Genomic DNA, 26,742 nt, shown 5'->3' with positions numbered 1-26,742 from the left:
TACCACAAGCAGAAGCGGACATTCTGACAGGGAAATGATTAAAACATAAAATAGATCTTGAACGACAAGTCGTTGATAGCACCGCTGGTCGATACATCAAAGGATGTTCTCTTCGTTGAAGTCTGCGGGCCGCCCTGGTTTACTTTTTCATAATAGAAAGAGGCTGAGAGGAGCTGAGCTTCGAATGCAAATCTGTTAGAGAGAAAATAAGTCGCACCTCCGTAGGCGCCCACTCCATACAAGTTTCCTTTATAGGTTGTAGGACGAGCGGAACCATCGACTTGCTCACTCTTTGAATACCTGTATGCTCCGAGTCCACCGGCAAAAGCGTAAAACTTCTTTAGCAGTGGGTAATAATGTTGATAGCTCAGCGAACCACCGTAGCTCTTCGTTTCGTATGAGTTGGTGGAACTGTACTCCTGGGAAGATTTTCCGTAGGTCCCGGTCAGCTCAATCTTAGAATTGTCTTTTACAAAAACGCCGTAACTTAAGGAGAAATTGTTGGTTTTGAGTTCACTATCCTGCCAGTCAGAAGCAACGTAGTCAGATTTCACCTTGTGCGAGCTAATACCGAAACCGACCATACTAGTACCTTTAGTTTGGGATGAGGCCGTAAATGAGCTCATAGCAAGCACCGCTACGGCGATAAGGATTCTTTTCATGTTTAGTAATGTGTTTTTTAGTTGAGCTTAAAAGTAAGATTTTTCACCAACAACTTCTCTAAAAATTCATTACTCGGGAAAATACGCACATTTTTCGATGGCATCTCCACAGAAATAGTTTCCTCCATATCATACACGGCAAATTTGAGCAGGCAGTTCCGGCTGGGGTTCTGCTCCTCATTGGCCTTCACCATGTTATCCATCTCAACGATGAAACTTTCAGAAAGCTCATGAAGGGGCAGTTGAATAGTCAGACACTTGGCCATCTTATCTCTCAGTTCAGAAAGCAGGGTAATTTGGGTGACTTTGAAATCCCAGTTATCCTTTTGCTTAAACCTCTCGCTCACCAGTCCCCTCACTTGCAAGAAGTATCCGTCGGCAAAAAAAAGCTTGTGCTTCACATATTCCTCGCCGAACATCACAATTTCGAAGGAATTACTGTAGTCTTCCAGCACCATGGATCCAAAAGGCTTGCCGGTCTTTGTCGTCCGGTGCTGGGCATTTGAAACCAGTCCCCCCACTACGATTTCCCTGTTCCTGATCTTATTGAACTCTTCGCGCTCTTCTTCTTCCATTTCTCCTTCCCTTGCAGCCTTGATCAGGGCGAGGTGCTTAATCCGGTGCGAGCAGAAGTTCTCCAGTTCAAACTTATAGTTATCAAGAGGGTGTCCGGTGAGGTAGATCCCGATCATATCCTTCTCAAATTTCAAGCGGTCTATCAGCCCCCACTCAGGGCATTCGGGAAGCTGAGGCTCAGGAATGGCCTCATCTGAGGTACCGCCAAACAACGAGGCCTGCGAATTATTCTGGCTGTTGTGATAGTCGTTGTTATACTTGATCAACCGCTCTATGCCGTTCATCTGGCTATTCTCGGGATTGGTAAAGAACTGGGCCCTATGAAAGCCGAAACAGTCGAAGGCGCCGCTGTACACCAGATTTTCGTAAACCTTCTTATTAACCGTCCTGGGGTTCACCCTGCGGGCAAAATCGCAAACACTCTCGTAAGGCCCGTTGGCAATCCGCTCCTCGATGATACTTTCCACCGCCTTTTCTCCCACGCCTTTAATACCCGACATCCCGAAACGGATCTCCCCTTTCTTGTTGGTACCGAAACTCAGTCCCGATTCATTAATATCGGGCCCCAGAACGGGGATACCCATCTTACGGCTCTCCTCCATAAAGAAAGAGATCTTCTCAATATTGTTCTGGTTATTAAGCACGGCAGCCATGTATTCTGCCGGATAATGGGCCTTGAGATACGCCGTCTGATAGGCAACGAAGGCGTAGCAGGTGGAGTGCGACTTGTTGAACGCATACGAAGCAAAGGCTTCCCAGTCGGTCCATATCTTTTCCAGGACCTTTTCATCATGACCCTTGGCTTTTGCATTCTCGATGAACTGCGGCTTCAGCTTATCCAGGGTCTTCCGGTCCTTCTTACCCATGGCCTTACGAAGCACGTCGGCATCCCCCTTGGTAAAGTTGGCCAGCTTCTGCGACAGAAGCATCACCTGCTCCTGGTATACCGTGATCCCGTAGGTATCGGCCAGGTACTCCTCCATATCGGGAAGGTCATACGTTACCTGCTCCCGGCCATGCTTACGGGCGATAAAATTAGGAATGTATTCAATTGGCCCCGGACGATACAAGGCGTTCATTGCAATCAGGTCTTCAAACTTATCCGGCTTTAATTCACGGAGGTACATCTGCATCCCGCCGCTTTCAAACTGGAATGTTCCGTTGGTGTCGCCCTTCTGATAAAGTTCAAAAGTTTTCTCGTCTGTAAGCGGGATATAATCGATGTCAATGTCTACGCCATGATTCTGCTTGATCATCCGCAGGGCATCCTTGATGATGGTGAGGGTCTTCAGACCCAGAAAGTCCATCTTGATTACCCCTGCATCCTCTATCACACGCCCGTCAAACTGGGTAACCAGCAGGTCGGAGTCTTTGGCTGTTGCTACCGGAATAATATTGGTAAGGTCTTCCGGGGCAATGATGATACCGGCGGCGTGCACCCCGGTATTCCGGATAGAACCTTCCAGCTTTTCTGCCTCCTTCAGCACTTTTGCTCTCAGGTCATCGCCTTTCAGGATCTCTTTCAGTTCGTCTACCTGATTGAATGCCTCCTTCAGTGTAATGCCCAGAGTCTCGGGTACAAGCTTTTTAAGAGCACTTACTTCGGGCAGAGGCACGTTCAGCACACGCGCCACGTCCTGTATACTGGTACGGGCTGCCATCGAACCGTATGTAACGATCTGGGCAACCTGATTCTTGCCGTATTTGTCTACCACGTAGTCAATTACCTTCTGCCTGCCTTCGTCGTCGAAGTCGGTATCGATATCCGGCATCGACTTACGGTCGGGGTTCAGGAACCTCTCGAACAGGAGGTTATACTTGATGGGGTCGATATTGGTGATTCCAATGCAGTAGGCGACAGCAGAACCTGCAGCCGATCCACGACCCGGACCGATAAATACGCCGAGATCCCTTCCTGCTTTGATGAAGTCTGACACGATGAGGAAGTATCCGGCGAAGCCCATGATCTTGATGGTATTCAGCTCGAAGTCAATACGTTCCTGAATGTCGGGGGTAATTTCCGAATAGCGCTGGTGAGCGCCGGTCATGGTCAGGTGGCGCAGGTACTCCCATTGGTTCAGTGTATCATCGACGTGCACCTTGAACTCCTGCGGAATGGGGAAGTTCGGAAGCATGATATCGCGCTTCAGCTTCAGGTGCTCCACCTTATCCACAATCTCGTTGGTATTGTCGAGAGACTCAGGCACATCGTGGAACAGCTGAGCCATCTCAGCCTGGGTCTTGAAATAAAACTGGTCGTTCGGAAAACCGAAACGGTAGCCTTTCCCGCCCTCTTCATCTGTGGCAATAGGCGTACTCTGGAAGTCGCCGGTGTTCACGCAGAGGAGGATATCGTGTGCATTGGCATCCTGCTGATCCACATAATGCGAATCGTTTGAGCAGATCACCTTTACGTTATGCTTTTTTGCAAACTTCAGCAGGGTCTCGTTGATGATCAGCTGGTCGGGAATATCATGTCGCTGCAACTCGATGTAGTAGTCCTCACCGAACAGATCGAGCCACCACTTCAGTTCTTTCTCTGCCTCCTCTTCTCCTTTACGGAGGATGGCCTGAGGTACAGACGCACCGATACAGCAGCTGGTGGCGATAAGACCCTCATGGTACTTCAGAATAAGTTCCTTGTCAATACGGGGCCACTTGCTATACAGCCCTTCCATGTAGCCAAAGGAACAAAGCTTAACAAGGTTCTTATACCCCTGTGCGTTCTTGGCAAGGAACAGCTGGTGAAATCTGACGTCCTTGTTTTCCTTGGTGAACTGCTTCTTATGCCTGTCCTCTACCACGTAAAATTCACAACCTACAATAGGCTTTACGTTGTGCTTGCCTGCTTCGGCCACAAACTTGAAAACACCGAACATATTACCGTGGTCGGTAATAGCCAGCGCCTTCATTCCATCCGCAGCCGCCTTCTTGTAAAGCTTGGAGATATCAGCAGCTCCGTCTAATAAAGAAAATTGGGTATGTACGTGTAAATGAGAGAATTCCGGCATCGCTTATCGTTCTGATTGACAAGCACGAAGGTATCAAATTTTCGGCAATCCCCGGTCAGGTTGTTGAAATCTTGACACAGTCTAGCCGACGTTTTCAACGGCGATGCGGGCAGAGAGCAGCGCCAGCGGGATTCCGCCTCCGGGATGAACACTTCCCCCGGTAAAAAAGAGTCCTTTTACGGCACCCGAAAAATTAGGATGGCGAAGAAATGCAGCAAACCGGCTGTTCGAACTGGTACCATAGAGGGCACCCTGATAGGAGGAGGTCAGCGACTCGATGCTGCGGGGATCAAGGATATTCTCCGTGCGGATCAGGGCGCCAATGTCAGTACCCAGATTCCTGCTTAGCTTTTGAATGATATGCTCTCTGGCTTCTTGGATCAGCCGGTCCCAGTCCTGACCTTTGTTTGCCGGCACATTGATCATCACAAACCAGTTTTCACAACCTTCAGGTGCATCACTCTTTTCATACTTCGAACTGATATTCACATAAACCGTCGGATCGGCACAAATAGACTGCTGATCCCATATATACCTGAACTCTTCGCGGTAGTCTTCGCTAAAGAAAATATTATGAAGATCAAGCTCATCAAACGTTCTTCCAATGCCCCAGTAGAAAATAAGGGCAGAGCTGCTCCGCTCCTGCCTGAGTGTCCTCTTTGGCGGGGGAATCCCCTTGAGCAGCTTTTGATACACAAACCAGACGTCCATATTCGAGACCACCACTTCTGCAAAAAAGTCGCCCTCCTCCGTCTGTACGCCTTTCACCTGATTTCCGCCGAGCAGCACCTGCTTCACCGGCGTATTATAATGAAATCTGACGCCCATCTCTTCAGCCAGTTGCACCAGAGAGCGCGTAATAGCGAACATTCCCCCTTCAGGAAACCACGCGCCATAATGCTGCTCGAGATGGGGGATCACATTCAGCGTGGCAGGAGCACGATAAGGGTCCGAGCCGTTGTATGTAGCATACCGGTTAAAAAAGCGGCGGGTCTTGCTATCGCTAAAAAAATCCTCCACAGCGCCATTCATGGTCCTGAAGGGGTCAATTTTAGGAAACTCGAGAACCGACCTTAGCGTATCGGCGCGTAAATACGTGTTCAGTTTGTGAAGGGAACGCTCAAGGAACACGTGGTGGGTAATGCGGTAGATCTCTTCGCTCTTTTGCATGAAGCGCCTCACAGACTCAGCGCTGTCGGTCGTCCGCGACGCTATTTCATTGGCAAAGGCAAGCGGATCTGCCCAGGCAGAAATCCGGGTACCGTCTTCATAAAAGTACCGGCATATCATGTCGAGCTTTTGGTAGTTGAAATAATCCCGGGGATCTTTCCCGGCCAGTTCAAACAGCTCGTCAACGTACTGAGGCATCGTGAAAAGACTGGGACCGGCATCAAAGCGGAACCCCTGATTTCCGAATTCAGAAAGCTTTCCTCCGGGGTAAGCGTTTGATTCGAAAACATCCACAGCGTACCCCTTCACCGCCAGACGGACAGATGCAGCAATTCCGCCTATCCCCGCGCCTATTACAATCGCTTTCCTGATTTGAGGCCGGCCTTCCAAGAGCTATCCTCCTTTTCCGCGGTTAACAAAGTAGGCAATAATTGCTCCCAGGATAAAGAGGGCCACAATCACCGCAATACCCGCCATCCGGTTCTTGTTGCGATCCCGAAGCGCAACGTAGAAATAGAAGGCCAGGAGAGGCAGAACAAAAACAATCGCAAATATCAAAGTGGGTGCAAGCATAGTATAGGATTAAAAGTTCATCCTTGCCATAGGAGCTACGTCCTGATCAACAAAGTCGTGATTGAGGTACTTGTAATAGCCGGCAATGGCAATCATGCCAGCATTATCTGTACAGTACTGAAACGCGGGGATAAAGACCTGCCATCCGTTCTTCTCAGCCGCTTCCTGCAGCATAGTCCGCAGGCCTGAATTGGCTGAGACGCCTCCTGCAATTGCCACATCGCTGATGCGGTACTGCCGGGCCGCCTTGCGGAGCTTATTGAGCAGGATGGTAATGATCCGGTACTGCACAGATGCACAGATATCGGCCATATTCTTTTCAAGGAACGCAGGATCCTCCTTCTGCCTGTCGCGAACGAAATAAAGGATGGACGTTTTCAGGCCGCTAAAGCTGAAATCCAGTCCGGTGATCTGCGGTTCCGGAAAGGCAAAAGCATGGGGGTTCCCTTCTCTGGCATACTTGTCAATGAGAGGTCCTCCCGGATAGGGCAAGCCCAGGATCTTTGCCGTCTTGTCGAAAGCCTCTCCTGCTGCGTCGTCGTTCGTCTCCCCGACAATCTCCATATCAAAATAATTTTTCACCAGCACAATCTGCGTATGTCCGCCGGAGACAGTCAGGCACAGAAAGGGGAACGAGGGCTTCGGATCGTCAATAAAGTGAGCCAGCACATGGGCCTGCATATGGTTGACCTCTATCAGGGGCAGCGAATTGGCAAGCGCAAAAGCCTTGGCAAAGGAAGTGCCCACAAGCAGTGAACCCAGAAGACCCGGCCCGCGCGTAAAAGCAACTCCATCAATGTCTTTTTTACTTATTTTTGCAGCCGCAACAGCCTCCTGTACAACAGGGATGATATTTTGCTGATGTGCCCGTGAGGCAAGCTCCGGTACTACACCTCCGTATTTTTGATGAACTGCCTGGGTAGCGATAATATTTGACAGGATTTTACCGTCTTTACAGATAGCTGCAGAGGTTTCGTCGCAGGATGATTCGATAGCAAGGATTGTAGCCAAACCGGATTTTTAATTTATTGTTGTTACTAATTAAACTGCAAAACTATTAAAAAAGTACTGAAAATAACGCTTTGGGTCCTGTCGGTAATCATCCTGCTGGCAGCGTCTCTTATTATCGCGCTGCAGTTTAAGCCGGTGCAGACCTATGTCGCCAAACGGTCGGCACGCTACCTTTCCAAAGAGCTGAACACCAGGATCGAGATCAGCTCGCTCTACATCCGGCCTTTTAAGTCGGTAGTACTCGAAGGGCTTTATGTACAGGACCTGGACAAAGATACCCTTCTGTCGGCTCCAAGGCTTACGGTTGACCTCAATCTGCTGTCATTACGCCTGCGGAAAATATCCGTTAATACTGCTCAGCTCGACAACGGAAAATTCTTCCTGAAGGAATACAAAGACGGGAAAACGAATCTTCAGTTTATAATCAACTATTTCGATTCTGGTAAGCCCAATCCGAAGAAAAAGCCTTCAAAGCGGCCTTATGATATTACCTTCGACCGCATCGTCCTCAACAACTTAGCCCTGAGGTACCGGAATTATAACAATGACTCGAAAGTTAAGGGCATTAATTTCGACGATATACTTCTCTATCAGCTAAATACCTCGATTCTGAACCTCGACACGAAGAACCACCTCTTCAAGGCTTCTGTCAGGAACATGAACTTCCGCGAGAAAAGCGGCTTTTATTTGAAGAACCTGAGTGCCGACGCCACCATCGACAGCAATAAAATGGAGTTTAAGAGGCTCCTGCTCGAGACTCCCACCACGCGGATACGCGACTACCTGCTCATGAGGTACTCCAAGTTCTCAGACTTCAACAACTTCACAAGCCGCGTATTCGTTCAGACGCGATTCAAAAATGTGACGATCAATTCGAAAGATATCTCCTTCTTCACCGACGCCATCGACTTCATGAACGCGAGGGTACAGGCCAGTGGCCATCTGAGCGGGTACGTCAGGAATATCAAAGCGCGTAATTTCGCTATCAAGGCAGGGCAGGCAACTTACATCAAAGGAAACTTCAACATAAAGGGGCTTCCCTACATCAACAAGACCTTCCTCGACCTGAAGCTTGATCAGCTTTCGACCAACGAGCGTGATGCGAACCTGGTGCTGAAGAGTTTAAGCGGCGAGTCTGCCATTGTTCCGGCTATTACCCAGCGGCTGGGGAACGTGTACTTCAAGGGCCGGTTTACCGGGCTCATCAAGGATTTCAGGGCATCAGGAGAACTTAAAACAAGCCTGGGACGTGTAGTACCTGACGTGCGCATGAATTTAAATGGCAGGTCAGCCTATTCAGGGACCATTAAGGCGAGCGACTTCGATATAGGAGCGCTGGTGGGTGAAGCCAGGCTGGGAAGAGCCTCGTTCTCTGCAGACATAAAAGGACAAGGTCTGAACCTCGACCAGCTGAAGGACAATATTGACCTGAATGCCGCCTACATTGTGTTCAACAAATATCAGTACCGGAACATCAAAGTGAACGGAGGCGTCTCCAACAAGCTGTTCAACGGCGACGTCAACATCAACGACCCAAACCTGAAACTGGGCTTTAAGGGGCGGATCAATATGAACAGTGCCCTTCCTGAGTTTAATTTCAGCGCCGATATTGGCCTTGCGCGCCTTCACAGGCTCGGATTTACGCGGGATACCATTTCCGCTGAAACACGCTTTACAGCCAACTTTAAAGGCAATGATCTTAACAATGTGCAGGGTAAGCTCAACCTGACGCATCTCCGGCTCACCAACCCCGACACCTCGCTCCTTGTAAGCGCTATAGACGTTTCTGCTTCCGGGACCGGGCCTTCGCGTATCCTTGCTGTTAACTCTGACCTGCTGGAAACCAATATCCGCGGGGAGTTTGATCTCAACACCCTGCCTTCCTACTTCAAAACCGTGGTAAAGAGGTACATTCCGTCCCTCCATACCACCATTGTAAAGCATGGTAATCAGAACTTCAATTTTTACCTGCGATTAAAGGACTTTGGGCCGATCGGCATGCTTGTTATGCCCGACCTGAAAATACCGGAGGGCGCGGTATTCTACGGACACTTCGTTTCTGCCGAGGGCATTGCGGCATTAAATGGCTCCAGCCCCCTGATCCAGTTCGGCAAGGTGAAGGTGAACAACTTCATTCTCGATGAATCAGCAGGCAGAGACGTGCTCAACGTATTCCTGACAGCCGACCGGGTTGACTTTACAGACAGCCTCTACATTAAGAACATCAACATTGCAAATATCATTCACGACGACAGCCTGGCACTCAACGTAAAGCTGTCGGATAAAGATGCAACCAACCAGCTCGACTTAAACGGGCTGATTGAATTCGGGCGCGATACCCTTGCCCGATTAAGTATCCTCCCCTCGGACGTGATCATTAACCGGGAGGTGTGGAAAGTACCCGAACAAGTGAAATTCAGATTTGATCAGGACAAGATCTTCGTGCAGCATTTTGAGTTAAGCCGGGATGAGCAGCTGCTGACGATCGACGGCGTCATTTCCAAAAAGAATGAGGATAAGCTGAATGTCGACTTCAGTAAGTTTAAGGTAGCAACATTTAACCCGCTCATCAGGGGTGCGGGCATTACGGCTACCGGCGAGATGAACGGGCATATCAGCCTGCTGGCAGCCATGAAAAAGCCCAATATCGAGTCGGAACTAAAGGTCGACTCGCTGGCTATGAATCAGATCTACATCGGAAATCTCCGTTTGAATGCCAGCCTGGACAACGAAAGCAAGCTGGTTGATGTGGATATGGACATTGACAAGGACGGAAGGAATACAATGAATGTGGCGGGGACCTATAATGCGGGAGCTGCACATAACACACTTGACCTTACGCTTACCATGGACGACAACGAGCTTGTCATCTTTCAGCCTTTTATCCGCCACCTTGTTTCTGACGTGAGCGGAAAAGTCTCCGCACGCCTTAAAGTAACAGGGAATATTTTTGACCCCCATATAAACGGAACGCTCAGCCTGAACAAGGGAAAGCTTACCGTCAACTACCTGAAAACGCCGTATATCATTACTGATGAGGTGACAGTATCAAACAGCGTCATTAACCTGAACGGACTGCAGCTGACCGACATTAAGAACAACAAAGCGACCGCCAACGGAACGGTCGATATGAGAAATCCGGGGAATCCGAACATTGACGTGACCGTAAGGGCGAACAAGTTCATGGCACTTAACACTACGGCAAGAGACAATCCCCTGTATTATGGTACTGCTTTTGCCACCGGCACTTTCCGGTTTAAAGGGCCTACCGACAACATGAGGATCGATATTAATGCAAAGGCTGAAGACGGAACTGTCTTTAATATCCCGCTGAATTCGTCCGAAACTGTTGCCAACAACGATTTCATCTCTTTCGTCGCTAAAGATTCGACATTTAAGCCCAAAAACCAGTCTTTCTTCCTCCCCGGCCTGGTGCTCAATATTGACATGAGCGTTGACGAAAACACGATCGTGAACATCTTCACCAACCTGGGAAGACTGAACGGCCGCGGAAACGCAAATATCAACATGAAGATCACGAGCCAGGGCGACTTTGAGATGTATGGCGATTACCTGATCTCAAGCGGGAAATTCCAGTTTACGGCTCAGGACTTTATCAATAAGATCTTTGACCTCAGCCAGGGCGGGTCCATCAGGTGGACGGGCGACCCTGCCGACGCGCTAATTAACCTGAAAGCGATTTATGCCCTGAGAACCGATATTCGCCCGCTATATACAGCAGCAGGCCGCGCCGACCGCGAGGGAAGAGTGCAAACAGAAGCGATCATGAACCTCAGCGGCAACCTTTCGCGGCCCGACATCTCGTTCGACATCAATTTTCCCTCCGACGCCAATATCAAAGATGAGCTGCAAAGTTACTTCAGCGATGTAAACAACAAGAATACGCAGGCCCTGAGTCTGATTGTCAGAAGGTCCTTTTCTCCCAATACGGGAGGGGTAAATGTACAGGCGGTGAACAGTACCCTGATCTCGGCAACCACCGAGCTGTTTGTCAACCAATTTAATAATATCCTGGCTCAGTGGCTCAACCTCAACTTTGTAGACCTTAACATTCGTTCGCTGAACGAGGCGAGCGCGTCCTTCCGCTTCCTGAATGACCGGCTGATGTTAACAGCAGGGGTGACAGACCGGCGTGCGGACGTGAACGACTACAATTTCATTGGAAACACGGTGACAAGGGATGCGGAGATGCTTTATCTGATCAACAAAGATGGGAGTCTGACAGCCCGGGTATCAAACAGGCTGAACAACCGGAATTTCCTTAGCCCTACTCCCGAGCAGGATTATATAAGTGCGCTGGGACTGGTATACAGGCAGGATTTTGAGACATTCGGAGAGTTCCTGCGCGCTCTGGTGGGACAGCGCAGAAGAGACGAAAGAAGGAATCAGGGTCCTATCCCCTCGCCATCGCCTGTCACCCCGGCTACCAGCCCTTCAGCTGTACTTCCTGGCCGCGAAGAGAGCAGTAAAAGATCGAAATAAAAAAGCGCCGGGTTATCCGACGCTTCCATTAAGATGTTCACCGAGGATGGTGTGCCCCATCCTGTCGCGTTTCGTTGTGAGGTACTTCTCGTTATGCTTGTTCGATTTTATTTCGATTGGGACATTCTCTACGATCTCGAGTCCGTAACCAATTAGTCCGGCTCTCTTGGTCGGATTATTGGACATCAGGCGCATCTTGGTGATGCCAAGGCTACGTAAGATCTGAGCCCCGATGCCGTAGTCGCGCTGATCCATCTTGAAGCCAAGCTTCAGGTTGGCATCCACGGTGTCAAAACCATGCTCCTGCAGATTATAAGCATGGAGCTTATTGATCAGTCCGATGCCTCTGCCTTCCTGGTTCATGTAGATCACCACGCCTTTCCCCTCCTTATCGATCATTTCCATGGCCTTATGAAGCTGCGGACCGCAGTCGCAGCGGCAGGATCCGAAGATGTCGCCCGTAACGCAGGAACTGTGAACGCGTACAAGGACTGGCTCGTCAGCTTCCCATTCGCCCTTGATCAGGGCCAGGTGGTGTTCGCCGGTATTGATCTGGGTATAGGCTACCATCTGGAAATCGCCCCATTCTGTAGGGAGGTTAACCGAGACATCCTTGGTGATCAGCGTTTCGGTTTGCAGCCGGTAGGTGATCAGATCTTTGATTGAGATGATCTTCAGATTGAATTTCTCAGCGATTTTGACGAGATCAGGAAGACGGGCCATTTCACCATCCTCTTTCATGATCTCAACCAAAACACCCGCGGGTTCCATACCCGCAAGACTGGCGAGATCCACTACCGCTTCGGTATGCCCGGCACGGCGTAATACTCCCCCTCCTTCGCTCTCAGCGGGAAGATATGACCCGGACGCCCCAGATCTTCAGGAGTTGTGGCCGGATTGATCAGCGCCTGGATAGTTTTTGCGCGGTCTGAAGCAGAGATTCCGGTGGTACAGCCATTCCCGATCAGGTCGACCGAGACGGTAAAGTTGGTTTCGTGCAGAGCGGTGTTCTTACCCACCATCGGGTTCAGCTTCAACTCATCGCACCGGCTCTCACTCAGGGGAGCACAGATAAGCCCTCGGCCCTGAGACGCCATAAAGTTAATTATCTCGGGAGTTACATTGCGGGCTGTTGTCACGAAGTCGCCTTCATTCTCGCGATCCTCGTCGTCTACTACGATGATCACTTTTCCGGCCTTCAGCTCCGCAATCGCTTCCTCTATTGTATTCAATTGAATTTCCATTGTGTAGCAAAATTACACTTCTCCCTGAAGAATTCTATAATCGGCAGGTAAAGATATATCGGCTTAATTACTAAATTAGAAGCGAGACGGAAGTGCAGCATGCGACTAAATTTTTCATATGATAAAAAAACTACTCGAAACCGACCGGTCGTCCGGAACTATCTTCATCAGGATCATGATCGGCACCGTATTTCTGTCGGAAGGCATACAAAAATTTCTCTTCCCCGCTGCTGTAGGAGCCGGGCGCTTTAGCAAGATCGGACTGCCTTCGCCCGAAACGTGGGCAACAGCGGTAGGCACCACAGAAATCGTTTGCGGCGCACTGGTGCTGATGGGGCTCCTTTCACGGCTAGCCACGGTACCGCTGATTGCCATTATGCTGTCGGCACTCACGCTGACCAAAGTCGAGATCCTTGCCGAGCAGGGCATCTGGAAGATGTTTCACGAAAGCCGGACAGACTGGGCAATGCTGCTGGGTAACATCTTTCTGCTCATCAAAGGTGCCGGGAGGTGGTCGTTTGACCGGGCGCTAAGTAACTCTTAACGCCAGACACGCATCTCTTCACTATTGAACTATTTGCTCTTTCTTCTGACGGACAGGAATCCCCTGCGACTGGCACTGCCATGCATTTAACCGGTTAGGTACCGTCGCGGGACCGGGACGTACCCGATGAGAGATATGGACAGTGCAACAGAAAAACATCAGTAAAACAAGAGCGAGTCAGGACCGGATCAGCACCGGGTTGACTCGGTGGCAAGTCGGTGCTGACTCGGTCCTGACTCGGTTCTGACTCGGTTCTTTCTGCAACAGGGTCCCCGCATATCTCGCGTTTGTCTGCCCCTTGTCTCGTCCTGCGTCGCGACCCAAACAATAACAACAAAGCTTATCAGCTAAGCGTGACTAACGTGCAAGCAATATTTTCTCATGAGCAAATTTTTTATGATCATCCGCTCTGTACGTTAATACATTGAACCGCGGGGCAGCGCATTCTTTCAGCTTCCTCAATGTGGTTTGTAAGAGCGTCAAGCAAATTGAGCAGATACTCAAAAAGCAGTCGCCCCCAACCCGTCGGTGAACTATCGCTTAAAACGCTGAATGATCCTTCCAGAGGCAGTTGTAGAGCTTAGAAACACCGGGCTGCAATGACGGCACGTCACTCAAGGTTGATGTTTGCAATCGCCTCATCCAGGGCATGGTCCTGAAGAACCGGGATGTTAAGCCCTTCTGCCCGGTAGACAGTCACGTCGGTCATGCCTAAAAAGCCCAAAATATTCTTAAGGTAAGGAACCACGAAGTCATACGGCTCATACGGCCCGCCAGAATAAACGCCGCCAGAGGCTACAGCAAGGTATACCTTCTTGTCGCCAACCAGGCCTTCAGGCCCATGGTCTGTATAACGGAAGGTCTTACCTGCCCTGGCGATGTGGTCTATCCAGGCTTTCAGGGAAGAGTGGATGGTGAAATTGTACATAGGTGCACCAAGAACGACAATATCAGCATTCTTGAGCTGGCTAATGGCCCTGTCAGAATAGGCAATTGCCTCCCGGTCTTGAGAGTTGAGCTCTGTTTCGGGAGTAAAAAATGATTGCAGATGCGGAGCACCGAGATGAGGAATGTTTTCGTCCAGCAGATTTACTTCGTTCACCCTGCTGCCTGGAAATTGTTGCTGCAGGCGCTCTACTATTGCCCGGCCCAGCTTGATACTTACGGAAGCTTCCTGGCGGGGACTTGAAATTAAATGAAGAATTGTTTTCATGGTATTATTTAACTTGATTTTTAGAATGAAGCGATCGCTGGTAAGTGAAGCAGGAGACCAGAACAATGACCAGAGTAGTGGTCCCAAAAATGATCTTTGTTGCTTTCATAACTTTCGGCTAAGTTAGGGTCTCTAAAGGGCGAAACACCCCTACTTCCCTGCGTGGAAGCGCTTCCATCGGAGGAAGTGATTACTTTTGTGCATGGAAATACTTGATGATCAGACCGTCCACACGGAGGAGGCTTGTGCGGCCAGCGCCAGCTATATCAGCGATGCCTTGTATGTATTAGGTGGTAAATGGAAATTAGCATTAATATTCTCACTGACGGAATCGCCGAAACGCTTTGGTGAGTTGCAGAGAGTTTTGAAAGGTATTGGCCCTAAAATGCTGGCGAAAGACCTCAAAGAATTGGAACTGAATGAATTTATCGTGCGCAAAGTTGATCCGGAAAATCCGGTAAAGGTCATTTATGAGGCAACTTCTTATAGTCAGTCCCTGTCGAAGGTTCTTTTTGAACTTAAGGAATGGGGAATGCAGCACCGCGAAAAGATCAGGCAAAGTATGCGTAAATCACAGTAGATCCAGGAAAAGCGCTTTTGCTAACCTTATGCCAGCAAGCCTTTAGTTTTCAGCCTCAGTGTTACCGTAAGCAAATTGCCGGGATATAACCTCTCTCAGTTTCTCCTGGTGTTCTACGCCCCACAGCCCGATGGCGTGTATCAGCGGGATCAATGTCTTGCCGAATTCCGTAAGGTTATACTCCACCCTCGGAGGCATGACCGGGTAGGTCTTGCGGGAGATCAGTTCATGACTTTCCAGATCCTTTAATTGAATGCCCAAAACCCCTCTGGAAGCGTCAGGTGTTTTGCGCTGCAATTCACTCGGGCGTTTGTGTCCCTCATGAATAAACCATGTACCAAAAAGCTTTTGAGTAACGAATTTGATTGTGCCGTTAGTTAATGGGCACTTTTTTATTTAGCCTCCACCTCCTACAGTAAAGTCGCCGGGGAGAGCTTGAATGATAGTAATTCAACAACTATAGCGTGGTAAGATGATCCGAAATGTCCGGCAAGGTCGTAAATAAAAAAAGCCACTTTCAGTGGCTTTTTTGTAGCGGGGAGCAGGATCGAACTGCCGACCTTAGGGTTATGAATCCTACGCTCTAACCATCTGAGCTACCCCGCCGTATTCAACTTTAGAAGGTGATTATACCCCCCTTTCAAAATTGAGTTGCAAATATAGTTTAAAATACTTTTCTTTAGAAATTAAATCTAAAAAAACCCTGCGATAATTTTGCTCATAAACCAAAAATGTCTGAAAAAAGAAGCTTACATTAGAGTACGAAGTCAATTCCTCCCCCAAGATTCTATTTGGCTTTCTTAGTGAGCCAAATGGGCTTTCGCAGTGGTTTGCTGACGAAGTTACGTATAAAGACCAGATTTTCACCTTTGTATGGGACGGAGAGGACCATAAAGCAAAGCTCCTGCTTGCTAAAGACAACAAACTTGTCAGATTTAAATGGCTCGATGATGATCCGCAGTATTATTTCGAGATGGAAATCCTGCAGGATGAGCTTACAAATGACGTCGCCCTGGGCGTTACCGACTTTGTGCCGGAGGAGTCGCTCGAAGAACGAAAGCTGATCTGGGACAACCAGATCGACTATTTGATCCGCGTGCTAGGGGTGTAAGCTGATTTTCCCTACTTTTGCAAGGTGAAGAAAGTCTATCTGCTCATAATTAAGGCGTTTATACGTCCTTTCATTGTGACCTTTTTCATTGTGATGTTTGTATTGTTGATGCTGTTTCTTTTTAAGTACATCGACGATCTGATTGGAAAGGGCTTTGAATGGTACGTTATTCTTCAGCTGCTTTGGTATGCATCAGCAACCAACGTGGCCATGGCTCTGCCTCTGGCGATGCTGCTTTCTTCTATCATGACCTTCGGAAGCCTGGGAGAAAACTACGAATTGGTGGCGATCAAATCGGCCGGCATCTCCCTGCAAAAAGCCATGACTCCTCTCATTGTGCTTGTTTCGATGATGAGCGTGGGTGCGTTCCTGTTCTCCGATTATATGCTTCCGGTAGCTAACCTGAAGATGGGCTCGCTGCTCTGGGATGTCAGGAATCAGAAGGCGGCCTTCCTTATTGAGGAGGGCATCTTCAATAACAGCATCGAAGGCTATTCAATTCGGGTGCAGAAAAAAGACCCCGACGGGCGCACGCTGCATAATGTTCTTATTTACGACCAGACCAACTCCAACGGCAATATCTCGGCTATCCTCGCCAAGTCGGGCCTGATGTATAAGATAGATAACGATCAGACCCTTGTACTTCTTCTGAAAGACGGCGTACGATATGAAGAGCGGGCCGGCGAAAAAGGGTATAACCCGCGGCAGCAGTTCACGCGCTTCAGGTTCAGGGAAACAGAACAGAAGTTTGACCTTTCGGGCTTCAAGATGCAGCGGACAGATGAAAGCCTGTTTAAGAGTAACTATGCCATGCTCAACCTGCGCCAGCTTAAATACTACGGCGACTCAACGACGCGGCAAGCTGACAGTGCCGCAAAAGCCATATGGGCGTACCTTGCTCCTTCTTACCGGCTCTTCGCCCCCTCCTACCAAACAATGCCTAAAATTGCAAGAGACAAGATCAGTACGTATAGCAAGAATGTAACGGAACTTATTCCGCCTAAAGACCGTACTTCGGCGATCAGTTATGCTCAGAGTGAGGCGCGCTCGGTTACTGAGACCCTGGTGGCCAGAACAGAAGAATACACAAGCTACGAACGAAGTATAAGGCGCTACATCATAGAGTACAACCGTAAGTTTACCTTGTCTGTATCCTGCCTGGTCCTCTTCTCCATAGGAGCACCGCTGGGGGCCATCATCAGAAAAGGAGGGCTCGGCCTGCCTGTGGTGATGTCGATCATCTTCTTCCTCATCTACCATATCATTTCGACTATCGGCGAGAAATCAGCGAAAGAAGGAACGATCACCCCGGTAGCAGGCATGTGGATCGCCATCGTTGTGCTGGCCCCTCTGGGAGCTTTCCTGACGTACAAAGCGGCCAGTGACTCGGCATTGTTTGACCTTGAGTACTACAAGCTGGCGTTCCAGAAATTCTTCGCCAGGTTCAGCAAAAAAAGAGGGACTTGTAGAGGGAGCGGCTCTGCCCTTTGAGCTGAAAAGGTGCCGCAACTGCGCCTATTAGGCTATCAGGCCTAAATCAGGTATTTTTTTTTCAAAATCAAGTATATTTCCATCAGCTAAGAGAAAATCTTAACATAGATATTTGAGGTCTACTTAAACTCAAGGATCGCATTGGTTAAAGTTACATTAGCAGAAGATCATTTTATTGTAAGACAGGGAATTCGAGCTTTGCTGGAGGATCAGCCCTGGCTGAGTATCATCGACGAGGCCACAAACGGAAACGAAGTTATTGAAAAGATCAAGGGGGGCGTAATTCCTGATATATTACTCACGGACATCATGATGCCGGACCTGGACGGGCTTTCTCTGCTAGAAGAGGTACGCGAAATTGCCCCGGAAACGAAAGTCCTTATTTTAAGTATCATAGACCGGGCCGACCAGGTAATAAAAGCCATACATATGGGTGCCAAAGGATATCTTCTCAAAAGTGTATCAAAAGAGGAACTCTTATACGCCCTGCGGCATGTCATGTCAGGCCAGCCCTATATCTGCTCCGAACTCTCTTTAAAGTTTCTGTCTAAATCATCCGCCGGCATGGATAACTACAAAGATAAAAAACCGTCTATCGTTTTGTCAAAGCGGGAAAAAGAGGTACTACATTTAATTTCGGAAGGATACACCAACAAGGAAATTGCCGACATGCTCTATACGAGCCGAAGGACAGTGGAAGGGCACCGGCAGAATCTGATCGACAAGACGAACGCGAAAAACACGGCGGAGCTGATTAAAATCGCCATTAAATACAGGCTGATTGACGCATAGTCCAATCGGGTAGTTTCCTAATTAATTAGGGTATTACTACTCTTGTCTTCCGGCCGGTCTTGTCTCTACCTTTGTACTACCTACTGGAAAAGCATATGAAAACACTATTGAGACCCTATCTGCTCGAGTTTCTTAGAAGCCAGGGATATAAGTATCTCCTTTCAAGAAAGCAAACCGAAAATCGCCAGGATACGAAGGCGATACTACTTGTACCCGTATTATCCAAACCAAACCTGTCGGGCCCCAGAATCGGCTATGACGTCTGTTTCCGCATCGAAGGGAAAGCGGAAGACATGAACTTTCTATACGAAGAGAGCGGGATCAGCGTTTTATTAGACAGGGACGATGTGAACCCCTTCAAAAAATACCTGCTTAAGATCGCCTGAGCGTATGAAAAACAATTTTCAAAAATAACTCTTCTTAGAATCTAATGAATATGACGAAAAAGATCCTGATTCTCGACGACGATGAAGCTGTGCTGGATGCCCTTGAAGCAGCTCTTGAGTACAACAAATTTGCAGTAAAGACTGCAGATAAATCTGACGATATTTTTAAGGTTATTGAAGAGTTCAAGCCTGATCTTGTCTTGGTTGATTACATTTTGGCCGGAATCAATGGCGGCGAAATATGCCACCAGATTAAAACGAACGAAGCGACCTCTCACATCCCCGTCATTCTTATATCCGCTTATCCCAGGGTCTTGCTATCTCTTGGCGACTACGGCTGCGACGCTTTTATTGCAAAGCCGTTTGACCTTTCGGAGCTGATAGAGCACGTGAACACCTGCCTGCATGCTACAGAAGACTTTTCTTAGCTCTATATTAAATCTCTCTGTCACCCAGCCCCGGATGTATTTCCGGGGCTAAACCCGTTAAACGCCTCCCTCCTCGGGAGGGCCGAACCTCTACAGGCTGTAAAAAAGGTAAGGCGTCAATGGACAGGCCGGAAAAACGGCATGACAGCAGGCATAAAACCAGGTTCAGAGCAATTCCCCGCTTCCTAAAACCAAATACCTTTCAAAAAAATAAAAATTCTGGATCAGATCCCTTAATAATACCGATTTTTACTGCCTAAATCAATTGAGCAATGTACAAAACACTTCAACCGGTACTGCAAAAAGAATTGGCAGACATTGAGAACGCAGGCTTATACAAACGAGAGAGAATTATAACATCGCCGCAGGCGGCGGAGATTAGTGTGCAGGGCGGCGGGTCGGTTATCAACTTTTGTGCGAACAACTATCTTGGACTGTCATCGCATCCCAGGGTAATTGAGGCAGCAAAGGCGGTGATGGACAGTCATGGTTACGGCATGTCGTCAGTGCGGTTTATCTGCGGAACACAGGATATCCACAAGGAGCTTGAAGCCAGGATCTCTGAGTTTCTGGGCACTGAAGACACGATCCTCTATGCCGCTGCTTTCGATGCAAACGGAGGGGTCTTTGAACCGCTCTTCAACGACCAGGATGCTATTATTTCTGACGAACTGAATCATGCTTCTATCATTGACGGCGTACGATTGTGCAAGGCGCAGCGCTTCCGCTACAAGCATGACAATATGGATGACCTTGAAAACAAGCTGAAAGAAGCAGCGAATTGTCGCCACCGGATCATTGTGACTGATGGTGCTTTTTCTATGGACGGCACCATTGCCCAGCTCGACAAGATCTGCCAGCTTGCAGAGCAGTACGAAGCATTAGTGATGATCGATGAAAGCCACTGTTCCGGATTTATCGGAAAGACCGGACGTGGCACGCATGAACATCACGGCGTGATGGACAAGATCGATATCATCACGGGAACGCTGGGCAAGGCCCTGGGCGGCGCATCCGGCGGTTTTACCTCCGGTCGCAAGGAGATTATCGACATGCTCAGACAACGCTCGCGCCCATATCTTTTCTCTAACACCCTCGCCCCTGCTATCACCGGCGCTTCGATCGCTGTACTGAACATGCTGAGCGAAACCACGGAACTGAGAGACAAGCTGGAAAGGAATACCCGCTACTTCCGCGAGCAAATGACAGCCGCCGGATTTGATATTAGACCAGGGATCCATCCAATTGTGCCGGTGATGCTATATGATGCGAAACTTTCGCAGGAATTTGCAGCGCGCATGCTCCGGGAAGGCATCTATGTGATCGGCTTTTACTATCCTGTAGTGCCTCAGGGAAAAGCACGGATCCGAGTGCAGCTCTCAGCGGCTCATGAGCAGGAACACCTCGACAAGGCCATTGCAGCCTTTACAAAGGTAGGCAAGGAACTTGGAGTGATTTAAAAGAAGCGAAAGGGAGGCTGCAGCGGCCGCCTTCCTGCGCTTATTCTGCCCCTTCGGCTATCCATAATTTTATTAAATTTGCCGCATAACAAGGTATACTCCTGCTGTCAGGAGTTTTTATAGAAGAAGAGCATGCAAGCTAAGATCAATCAGTATACGGAAGAGATAAACGCATTTGAACCTAAGTCGGCCGCCGAACTTGAATCCTTCAGGATCAAATTCCTTGGAACGAAAGGAATTATCAAGGACCTGTTCGACGAATTTAAAGCGGTATCGGCAGAAGAAAAGCGCGTATTGGGTAAAGTACTGAATGAGTTTAAAAAGCTGGCAGAAGAAAAGCACCAGACCTATAAGGAACAGTTTGAATCAGGAACTGCTGCGGCAGACACCAAACAGGATCTGTCTCTTCCCGGAGAAGGATTTGAGACAGGTGCCCGCCACCCCTTGTCGCTGGTGCGCAAGGAAATTATTGATATTTTTAAGAAGCTGGGCTTCTCTGTAGCTGAAGGTCCGGAAATTGAAGACGACTGGCACAACTTTTCAGCCCTTAATTTCCCGGCAGAACACCCGGCCCGCGATATGCAGGACACGTTCTTCGTGAAGAAAGATGCGGAGAAGGGCGACATCGCTCTTCGTACACATACATCGTCGGTACAGGTCCGTATGATGGAGAACGGCCAGCCACCCTTCCGTGCCATCATGCCCGGTCGTGTGTACCGGAACGAAGCTATTTCAGCAAGGGCACACTGCTTCTTCCACCAGGTTGAAGGCCTCTACGTTGACGAGAATGTCTCTTTTGCCGATCTTAAACAGACGCTTTTCTATTTCGTACAGGAAATGTTCGGGGAAGGTACAAAGGTGCGTTTCAGACCCTCCTACTTCCCGTTTACCGAGCCCTCGGCTGAAATGGATATCTCCTGTTCGATCTGCGGAGGCTCTGGCTGCCCGATGTGCAAATACTCAGGATGGGTGGAAATCCTTGGCTGCGGAATGGTAGATCCCAACGTACTTGAAAACTGCGGCATCGACAGCAAAAAATATACAGGCTACGCTTTTGGCATGGGCATTGAACGTATTACAAATCTGAAGTATCAGATTAAAGACCTGCGTCTTTTTTCTGAGAACGATGTGCGTTTTCTGAAACAGTTCCAAAGTGAGGTGATATAATGTCAAGATATGTAATGATGATCGGCCTTTTTCTTCTTGTTGCCTGTGGCAAGGAAGACTCCATTATACCTGACACGTACGTGAATTTTAGGTTCTCGGACGTAGAATATCAACAGAAGAGAGACGGCAACGGCTTGTACTTCGTGAACGGCTACGGGGTAGCAGGGCTGGTGATCTTTAAGGTTAGTGGCGGCGAATACGTGGCATTCGACAGGTGCAGTACCGTAAACCCGGAAAAAAGATGTGCCGTGCAGGCGGGAGATACCGCCTTTACCCTGACCGATCCATGCAGCGGTGCCATGTTTTCAATCCTTGACGGAGCACCGGCAAAGGCCCCGGCAACGAGGGCTTTGAAACAATACAGTGTTGTGCAAAGTCAGCCGGGATTTTACACCGTGATCAACTAAAATGGAAGTCGACAAAATCAGAGAAAGCATCATTCAGGCTGCCCAGGACCTCTTCAGAAAGTATGGTTACCACAAGACCAGCGTCAACGAGATCGCAAAGAGAGCCAAAATAGCGAAAGCCACGATCTACAAATACTTCGACAGTAAAGAGGTGCTCCTCCATTATATCCTGATGGATTATATCAGCGCGAGCGTGGACGAGATGATCCGGAATGCTCATAATGAGAACAATCCGGAGACCTATCTGAGCAAACTAATTTTTAAGACCTGCCGCATATCTTACACGATCTGCAATGAATTTATCGGCTGGGATTTTATTCGCGAGTCGGCCAATTCGCAGGGCTTCCTGAAGTTATTGTCCGACGATATGGAAAAGCTGCTGATCCGCTCGTTTAAGGAAACTCATCTGATGAAAAACGATCAGTCGTCAACCGATAGTCTTCGCTTCCTGATCAAGGCAAGCAAGAGCATCGTCTTCTCCTATGCTTTTACTTCAGTTACCGATGCCGACGTCCGCAAGAACTTTATCAATTTCCAGAAAGAGATCCTCCCCTATTTAATTAAGGCAACCTTGCATTAGATGGCAGTTGGCGGTTAGCTGTTGGCTTTCAGCTCTCAGCAATCAGAAAAGCTGAAAGCAGAAAGCCGAATGCCGAATGCCGAAAGCTGAAAGCCGAATGCTGACAGCTAACTGCTAACAGCTAAAATATTTCCACAGGTAAAACCTGCCGAAATATTTTAAAAACCAAATTGGTTTTCGGTATGTTTTATTGGTATATTAGCAAAAAAAGAGCCGTCATGAGCAAAGAGTTACTTGATTTCTCCAACAGCATTGATGAGCAGTTTGATTTTGCGGGAAATCCCTTCGCCGGGGTTATTGAATTTATCCTGCGCTTCTTTAACTGAGGATCGAAAAATTGGCTGTAGCCCCACTTTTTGAAGTGAGCTAAACCTCTTTGTGCCTTATCCAGCATTTAAATCCTCAAAAACTTCCCTCAGTTCGATAGCTGATAATATTTATCTTAATTTTGCCGCGTATGAAGAAAATTCCGGCGGACAAGAAGTTTATTGAAAATATAAGGGTTATAGACATTGCAGAAGAGGGAAAGGGAGTAGGGAAAGCTGACGACCTCGTGCTCTTTATCGAGAAGGCCGTGCCGGGAGACCTGGTGGATGCAGAGCTGATCCGGAAGAAGAAAAATTTCGCAGAAGCAAAAATAACCAAACTAACAGAGGCCTCCGAGCATCGGACCGAGCCTTTCTGCCCTCACTTCGGCATTTGCGGCGGATGTAAATGGCAGCACATGACGTACGACGCACAGCTGCAGTTCAAGCAGAAGAGCGTGACAGACGCCCTCAGCCGCATCGCCAGGATCGATGTGAGCAGCACGCATCCTATTCTTCCTTCATTTGAGACAAGATATTACCGCAACAAGCTTGAATTTACTTTTTCCAACAAGCGCTGGCTGACCAGCGACGACATTGAAAATAACAATGACGCCGAGATGAACGCGCTTGGCTTTCACGTCCCGCTGCGCTTTGACAAGATCCTCAACATCGAGACGTGCTACCTGCAGACAGACCCTTCAAATGAGATCAGGAACAGTGTAAGAACTTTTTCGCTTGAGAACGGCATCTCATTCTACGACCTGCGCCAACATGAGGGAGCTCTCCGGAACCTGATCATCCGTACCTCTACAACGGACGAACTGATGGTCATTGTCGTGTTCGCTTATCCTGAGGAGGGACAGGTTGAATCGCTGATGAGCTTTCTGCAAAGCCGCTTTCCTCAGATCACCTCCCTCTTATACGTGATTAATCAGAAGAAGAACGACACGATCTTCGATCAGGATATCCATGTCTACGCTGGCCGCGATCATATATTCGAAGAGATGGAAGGGCTGAAGTTTAAGATAGGTGCAAAGTCCTTCTATCAGACAAATTCCCTTCAGGCTTATGAATTGTACAGCGTGACACGGAAGCTGGCAGGCTTCTCGGGCAATGAGCTGGTGTACGATCTCTATACGGGCGCTGGCACTATCGCCAACTTTGTAGCCCGCCACGTCCGGGAGGTAATTGGTATTGAGTATGTTCCTTCCGCAATTGAGGATGCCAAACTGAACTCCTCGATCAATAATATTGGAAACACCACTTTTTATGCGGGGGACATGAAGGATGTGCTGGACGCAGAATTCATTGCCAGACACGGCAAGCCTGACGTGGTGATCACTGACCCTCCGCGGGCAGGGATGCACGCCGACGTTGTCGCGCGCCTGCTTGAGATGGAGGCCCGGAAGATCGTCTATGTAAGCTGCAACGCAGCCACTCAGGCACGCGACCTTGCCCTGTTAAAAGAGAAATACCGCGTATTGAAAATCCACCCGGTAGACATGTTCCCTCATACGCAGCATGTGGAAAACGTGGTGTTGCTCGAACTTCATGATCAATAAGACTTAGCAGTATTAGTTTACAAGATATGGACTTACAGGAATTAATGAATCAGCAGAACGACGGACAGCCTGCAAAAAAGGAAAGCCCGTTAAAAAGTCTGGAAAGAGATCTGGTGTTGTATAGTGATTCTATTAAGGAAGTGGCCACTGAGATTATGGTAGAAGGCCTGTCGGCCTATCCAATCTTTATTGCTCACCAGCATCAGGTTAGCATCGGAGAAATGATCCTCGACAAAGACGAGCTCAATACAAGCTGGAGTATCCAGGCCGCAACGCTGGAGGAGTTTATTGAGAAAGGAGTGATCCTGGAAGAAAAGAAAGCAGGCTTTATCAAACACTTCAAGAAACCCGAAGACTATATGTGCCTGTTTGTTATTGTTCCGGAAGGCGCCAACTTCGTATTTTATCCTTACAAATAGTTCGTTTAATAACAATGGCCTTTGATATTAAACGCACAAATCCCTATTATTGATTGCCCGCCAGGGTAATACACAGAGAGAAAGATGAATCAATCATTACTGATATTAACACCCGATCAGATCCAGCAGAAGATCACCCGCATTGCCTACCAGGTATGGGAAGACAACATTGAGGAAGAGGAAATTGTGATAGCAGGAATCATCGACTACGGCTATACGATAGCAGGACGGCTGAAAGCAGAGCTTGAAAGGATTTCAGGCATCCGCATCACCCTCATCAAGATCAGCCTCGACAAAAAGAGCTCTGTCCTGGACGCAAGTACCGATCTTGCCATTGAACATTGCAGGGATAAGGTGGTGATTGTGGTAGACGATGTGATTAATACGGGCCGCACGCTGGCCTACGGCATCGGTCTTTTCCTGAACATCCCCCTCAAGAAACTGAGGACCGTTGCTTTGATGGAAAGAAGCCACCGGATCTTCCCCGTGTCGCCCGACTACGTTGGTACAGAGCTGGCTACCGTGATAAAAGAACATGTAGATGTCCTTCTCGACGATGAGAACCGGGCAAATGACGGTGTTTACCTGCGCTGATAGTTACGGATGGCGGCAGCGAGCTTTTCCGCCGTCAGGCTAATGCCTGAAACAGTAAGCTTTGCCTGGCTGTAGAACGGTTCGCGCTCACTTAATTTCGACCCTATAAAGCTTACCAGCGCCTCACCTTTGTGATCTTTGAGGACTGGCCTTACTTCGCTTGCCTTCTCCAGACGCGCCGCAAGCACGGCAGGCGGCAGCGACAAATATACCGTCAGGCCATTGTTGTTCATCCACTCCATATTGTTGAAATAGCAGGGTGCTCCTCCTCCGGTGGCCACCACGCAGCTGGCCGGAAAAACCGAGCTCTGCAATACATCTTTCTCCAGCTCCCGAAACCGTTGCTCGCCATGCTGACTGAAATAGTCAGGTACTGTCATTCCCGCACGTTCCTGTAAGAGATGGTCCAGGTCAATAAAAGGAACGGAAAGGCGCAGCGCAAGCTTCTTCCCTAAAGTGGTCTTCCCTGACCCCATAAAGCCGATCAAAAAGATCATCACAGAGCATCCTCCCGCTGCAGGAAGATATAGTCGGTTACAGGAGGCTCTACGCCGTTCTGACGAAATAGGGTAGCGATCTGTGCCCGGTGATAAGTGGAATGGTTCAACACGTGCAGCAGAATGTCGGCTACCTTGCTGGTGAACGCCTTGCCATTGGAGGTGGAGTAAGAGATCTGAGACTGAAGGTCCGCCTCTTTCAATATCTTATAGAGATCTGCAATCGTGTTTTCATGGATCTCCAAGAAGCGCTCAGAAGGGTGAACTTCGTGTACTTTGAAGCGGGGGGCATGCCCCAGCACCCGACAGGCCCAAATGTGCTGGGCATTCAGCACGTGAGAGAATAGCCTCTCCGCTTCGGGGAGCGGTTTTGCGGCCAACCGAAAGGTGTCAATCACCCTCTTATCAGCAACCCTGGTGTATCGCAGCAGTTCCTCCAGCATGATGTAAATT

At 48.7% G+C, this 26,742-nt stretch carries 24 protein-coding genes, 1 tRNA gene and 2 pseudogenes; 15 read left to right on the top strand and 12 right to left on the bottom strand.

Going from position 1 to position 26,742, the window contains the following annotated elements; translation table 11 throughout:
* Nucleotides 1-38: 38 nt before the first annotated feature.
* From ACES2C_RS09510 to tsaD, 5 genes are all read right to left on the bottom strand, one after another.
* Entirely contained in the window at nucleotides 39-662 is a 624-nt protein-coding gene (locus ACES2C_RS09510) for a hypothetical protein (RefSeq protein ID WP_374166705.1), read from the bottom strand.
* 17 nt (nucleotides 663-679) lie between these two features.
* Nucleotides 680-4,249 carry a DNA polymerase III subunit alpha gene (gene dnaE, locus ACES2C_RS09505; RefSeq protein ID WP_374166704.1) on the bottom strand — a complete coding sequence of 1,190 codons (3,570 nt, stop codon included), beginning with the start codon at nucleotides 4,247-4,249 and terminating at the stop codon, nucleotides 680-682.
* 81 nt (nucleotides 4,250-4,330) lie between these two features.
* Nucleotides 4,331-5,809 carry a 1-hydroxycarotenoid 3,4-desaturase CrtD gene (crtD, locus tag ACES2C_RS09500; RefSeq protein WP_374166703.1) on the bottom strand — a complete coding sequence of 493 codons (1,479 nt, stop codon included), beginning with the start codon at nucleotides 5,807-5,809 and terminating at the stop codon, nucleotides 4,331-4,333.
* 3 nt (nucleotides 5,810-5,812) lie between these two features.
* Entirely contained in the window at nucleotides 5,813-5,992 is a 180-nt protein-coding gene (locus tag ACES2C_RS09495) for a hypothetical protein (protein ID WP_374166702.1), read from the bottom strand.
* Nucleotides 5,993-6,001: 9 nt separating this feature from the next.
* Nucleotides 6,002-7,003 (bottom strand): tRNA (adenosine(37)-N6)-threonylcarbamoyltransferase complex transferase subunit TsaD, encoded by a 1,002-nt coding sequence (gene tsaD, locus ACES2C_RS09490; protein WP_374166701.1) that lies wholly within the window; start codon nucleotides 7,001-7,003, stop codon nucleotides 6,002-6,004.
* A 45-nt stretch (nucleotides 7,004-7,048) separates the two neighbouring features.
* Here tsaD and ACES2C_RS09485 point away from each other — a divergent pair, with 45 nt between their 5' ends.
* Complete coding sequence (locus tag ACES2C_RS09485; RefSeq protein WP_374166940.1) at nucleotides 7,049-11,506, top strand: translocation/assembly module TamB domain-containing protein; 4,458 nt, start codon at nucleotides 7,049-7,051, stop codon at nucleotides 11,504-11,506.
* A 12-nt stretch (nucleotides 11,507-11,518) separates the two neighbouring features.
* Here ACES2C_RS09485 and ribA read toward each other — a convergent pair whose 3' ends face one another.
* Nucleotides 11,519-12,076 (bottom strand): GTP cyclohydrolase II, encoded by a 558-nt coding sequence (gene ribA / locus ACES2C_RS09480; RefSeq protein ID WP_374166939.1) that lies wholly within the window; start codon nucleotides 12,074-12,076, stop codon nucleotides 11,519-11,521.
* Between the two features lie 132 nt (nucleotides 12,077-12,208).
* Nucleotides 12,209-12,750 (bottom strand): annotated as a pseudogene (ribB, locus tag ACES2C_RS09475) (3,4-dihydroxy-2-butanone-4-phosphate synthase); the annotation flags it as partial.
* Between the two features lie 118 nt (nucleotides 12,751-12,868).
* Between ribB and ACES2C_RS09470 the strand changes: the two are divergent.
* Nucleotides 12,869-13,294, top strand: a complete 426-nt coding sequence (locus tag ACES2C_RS09470) for a DoxX family protein (RefSeq protein WP_374166700.1) — start codon at nucleotides 12,869-12,871, stop codon at nucleotides 13,292-13,294.
* A 610-nt stretch (nucleotides 13,295-13,904) separates the two neighbouring features.
* On the opposite strand, the gene ACES2C_RS09465 is transcribed toward ACES2C_RS09470, so the two are convergent.
* Nucleotides 13,905-14,507: an FMN-dependent NADH-azoreductase gene (locus ACES2C_RS09465; RefSeq protein WP_374166699.1), complete on the bottom strand. Its 603-nt coding sequence runs from the start codon at nucleotides 14,505-14,507 to the stop codon at nucleotides 13,905-13,907.
* 202 nt (nucleotides 14,508-14,709) lie between these two features.
* Between ACES2C_RS09465 and ACES2C_RS09460 the strand changes: the two genes are divergently transcribed.
* Entirely contained in the window at nucleotides 14,710-15,087 is a 378-nt protein-coding gene (locus ACES2C_RS09460) for a winged helix-turn-helix transcriptional regulator (RefSeq protein WP_374166698.1), read from the top strand.
* A 42-nt stretch (nucleotides 15,088-15,129) separates the two neighbouring features.
* Here ACES2C_RS09460 and ACES2C_RS09455 read toward each other — a convergent pair whose 3' ends face one another.
* Together ACES2C_RS09455 and ACES2C_RS09450 are read right to left on the bottom strand one after the other, a co-directional pair.
* Nucleotides 15,130-15,414, bottom strand: coding sequence for a winged helix-turn-helix transcriptional regulator (locus ACES2C_RS09455; RefSeq protein WP_374166938.1), 285 nt, complete (start codon nucleotides 15,412-15,414; stop codon nucleotides 15,130-15,132).
* Nucleotides 15,415-15,619: 205 nt separating this feature from the next.
* Nucleotides 15,620-15,693 (bottom strand) — tRNA-Met (locus ACES2C_RS09450).
* A gap of 133 nt (nucleotides 15,694-15,826) precedes the next feature.
* Here ACES2C_RS09450 and ACES2C_RS09445 point away from each other — a divergent pair.
* The 12 genes and pseudogenes from ACES2C_RS09445 to ACES2C_RS09390 form a co-directional block, all read left to right on the top strand.
* Nucleotides 15,827-16,198, top strand: a pseudogene (locus ACES2C_RS09445) (START-like domain-containing protein); the annotation flags it as partial.
* Nucleotides 16,199-16,222: 24 nt separating this feature from the next.
* A complete protein-coding gene (locus ACES2C_RS09440) occupies nucleotides 16,223-17,689 on the top strand; it encodes an LptF/LptG family permease (protein WP_374166697.1) in 1,467 nt (488 codons plus the stop codon).
* A gap of 141 nt (nucleotides 17,690-17,830) precedes the next feature.
* Complete coding sequence (locus ACES2C_RS09435) at nucleotides 17,831-18,481, top strand: response regulator (protein ID WP_374166696.1); 651 nt, start codon at nucleotides 17,831-17,833, stop codon at nucleotides 18,479-18,481.
* A gap of 95 nt (nucleotides 18,482-18,576) precedes the next feature.
* Complete coding sequence (locus tag ACES2C_RS09430) at nucleotides 18,577-18,867, top strand: hypothetical protein (protein WP_374166695.1); 291 nt, start codon at nucleotides 18,577-18,579, stop codon at nucleotides 18,865-18,867.
* Between the two features lie 50 nt (nucleotides 18,868-18,917).
* Nucleotides 18,918-19,295, top strand: coding sequence for a two-component system response regulator (locus ACES2C_RS09425; RefSeq protein WP_374166694.1), 378 nt, complete (start codon nucleotides 18,918-18,920; stop codon nucleotides 19,293-19,295).
* Nucleotides 19,296-19,567: 272 nt separating this feature from the next.
* Nucleotides 19,568-20,755 (top strand): glycine C-acetyltransferase, encoded by a 1,188-nt coding sequence (kbl, locus tag ACES2C_RS09420; protein ID WP_374166693.1) that lies wholly within the window; start codon nucleotides 19,568-19,570, stop codon nucleotides 20,753-20,755.
* Nucleotides 20,756-20,887: 132 nt separating this feature from the next.
* Nucleotides 20,888-21,922 (top strand): phenylalanine--tRNA ligase subunit alpha, encoded by a 1,035-nt coding sequence (pheS, locus tag ACES2C_RS09415; RefSeq protein ID WP_374166692.1) that lies wholly within the window; start codon nucleotides 20,888-20,890, stop codon nucleotides 21,920-21,922.
* On the top strand, nucleotides 21,922-22,329 hold the full coding sequence (locus tag ACES2C_RS09410) for a hypothetical protein (protein WP_374166691.1): 408 nt from the start codon (nucleotides 21,922-21,924) through the stop codon (nucleotides 22,327-22,329). The genes pheS and ACES2C_RS09410 overlap by 1 nt, the downstream gene beginning before the upstream one ends.
* A gap of 1 nt (nucleotide 22,330) precedes the next feature.
* Nucleotides 22,331-22,909, top strand: coding sequence for a TetR/AcrR family transcriptional regulator (locus ACES2C_RS09405; RefSeq protein ID WP_374166690.1), 579 nt, complete (start codon nucleotides 22,331-22,333; stop codon nucleotides 22,907-22,909).
* Nucleotides 22,910-23,366: 457 nt separating this feature from the next.
* Complete coding sequence (gene rlmD, locus ACES2C_RS09400; RefSeq protein WP_374166689.1) at nucleotides 23,367-24,779, top strand: 23S rRNA (uracil(1939)-C(5))-methyltransferase RlmD; 1,413 nt, start codon at nucleotides 23,367-23,369, stop codon at nucleotides 24,777-24,779.
* A 26-nt stretch (nucleotides 24,780-24,805) separates the two neighbouring features.
* Nucleotides 24,806-25,198 carry a hypothetical protein gene (locus ACES2C_RS09395; RefSeq protein WP_374166688.1) on the top strand — a complete coding sequence of 131 codons (393 nt, stop codon included), beginning with the start codon at nucleotides 24,806-24,808 and terminating at the stop codon, nucleotides 25,196-25,198.
* A gap of 84 nt (nucleotides 25,199-25,282) precedes the next feature.
* Nucleotides 25,283-25,792, top strand: a complete 510-nt coding sequence (locus tag ACES2C_RS09390; protein WP_374166687.1) for a phosphoribosyltransferase family protein — start codon at nucleotides 25,283-25,285, stop codon at nucleotides 25,790-25,792.
* Here the strand turns inward: ACES2C_RS09390 and ACES2C_RS09385 are convergent.
* Complete coding sequence (locus ACES2C_RS09385) at nucleotides 25,780-26,289, bottom strand: shikimate kinase (RefSeq protein WP_374166686.1); 510 nt, start codon at nucleotides 26,287-26,289, stop codon at nucleotides 25,780-25,782. The two genes, ACES2C_RS09390 and ACES2C_RS09385, sit on opposite strands and share 13 nt — an antisense overlap.
* Nucleotides 26,289-26,732, bottom strand: coding sequence for a DinB family protein (locus ACES2C_RS09380; RefSeq protein WP_374166685.1), 444 nt, complete (start codon nucleotides 26,730-26,732; stop codon nucleotides 26,289-26,291). The genes ACES2C_RS09385 and ACES2C_RS09380 overlap by 1 nt, the downstream gene beginning before the upstream one ends.
* Nucleotides 26,733-26,742: the final 10 nt, after the last annotated feature.

The organism is Arcticibacter sp. MXS-1 (assembly GCF_041902385.1).
GTDB lineage: Bacteria > Bacteroidota > Bacteroidia > Sphingobacteriales > Sphingobacteriaceae > Arcticibacter.
Note: the sequence above shows the minus strand (reverse complement) of the source record. Positions and strands in the feature narration are given on the sequence as shown.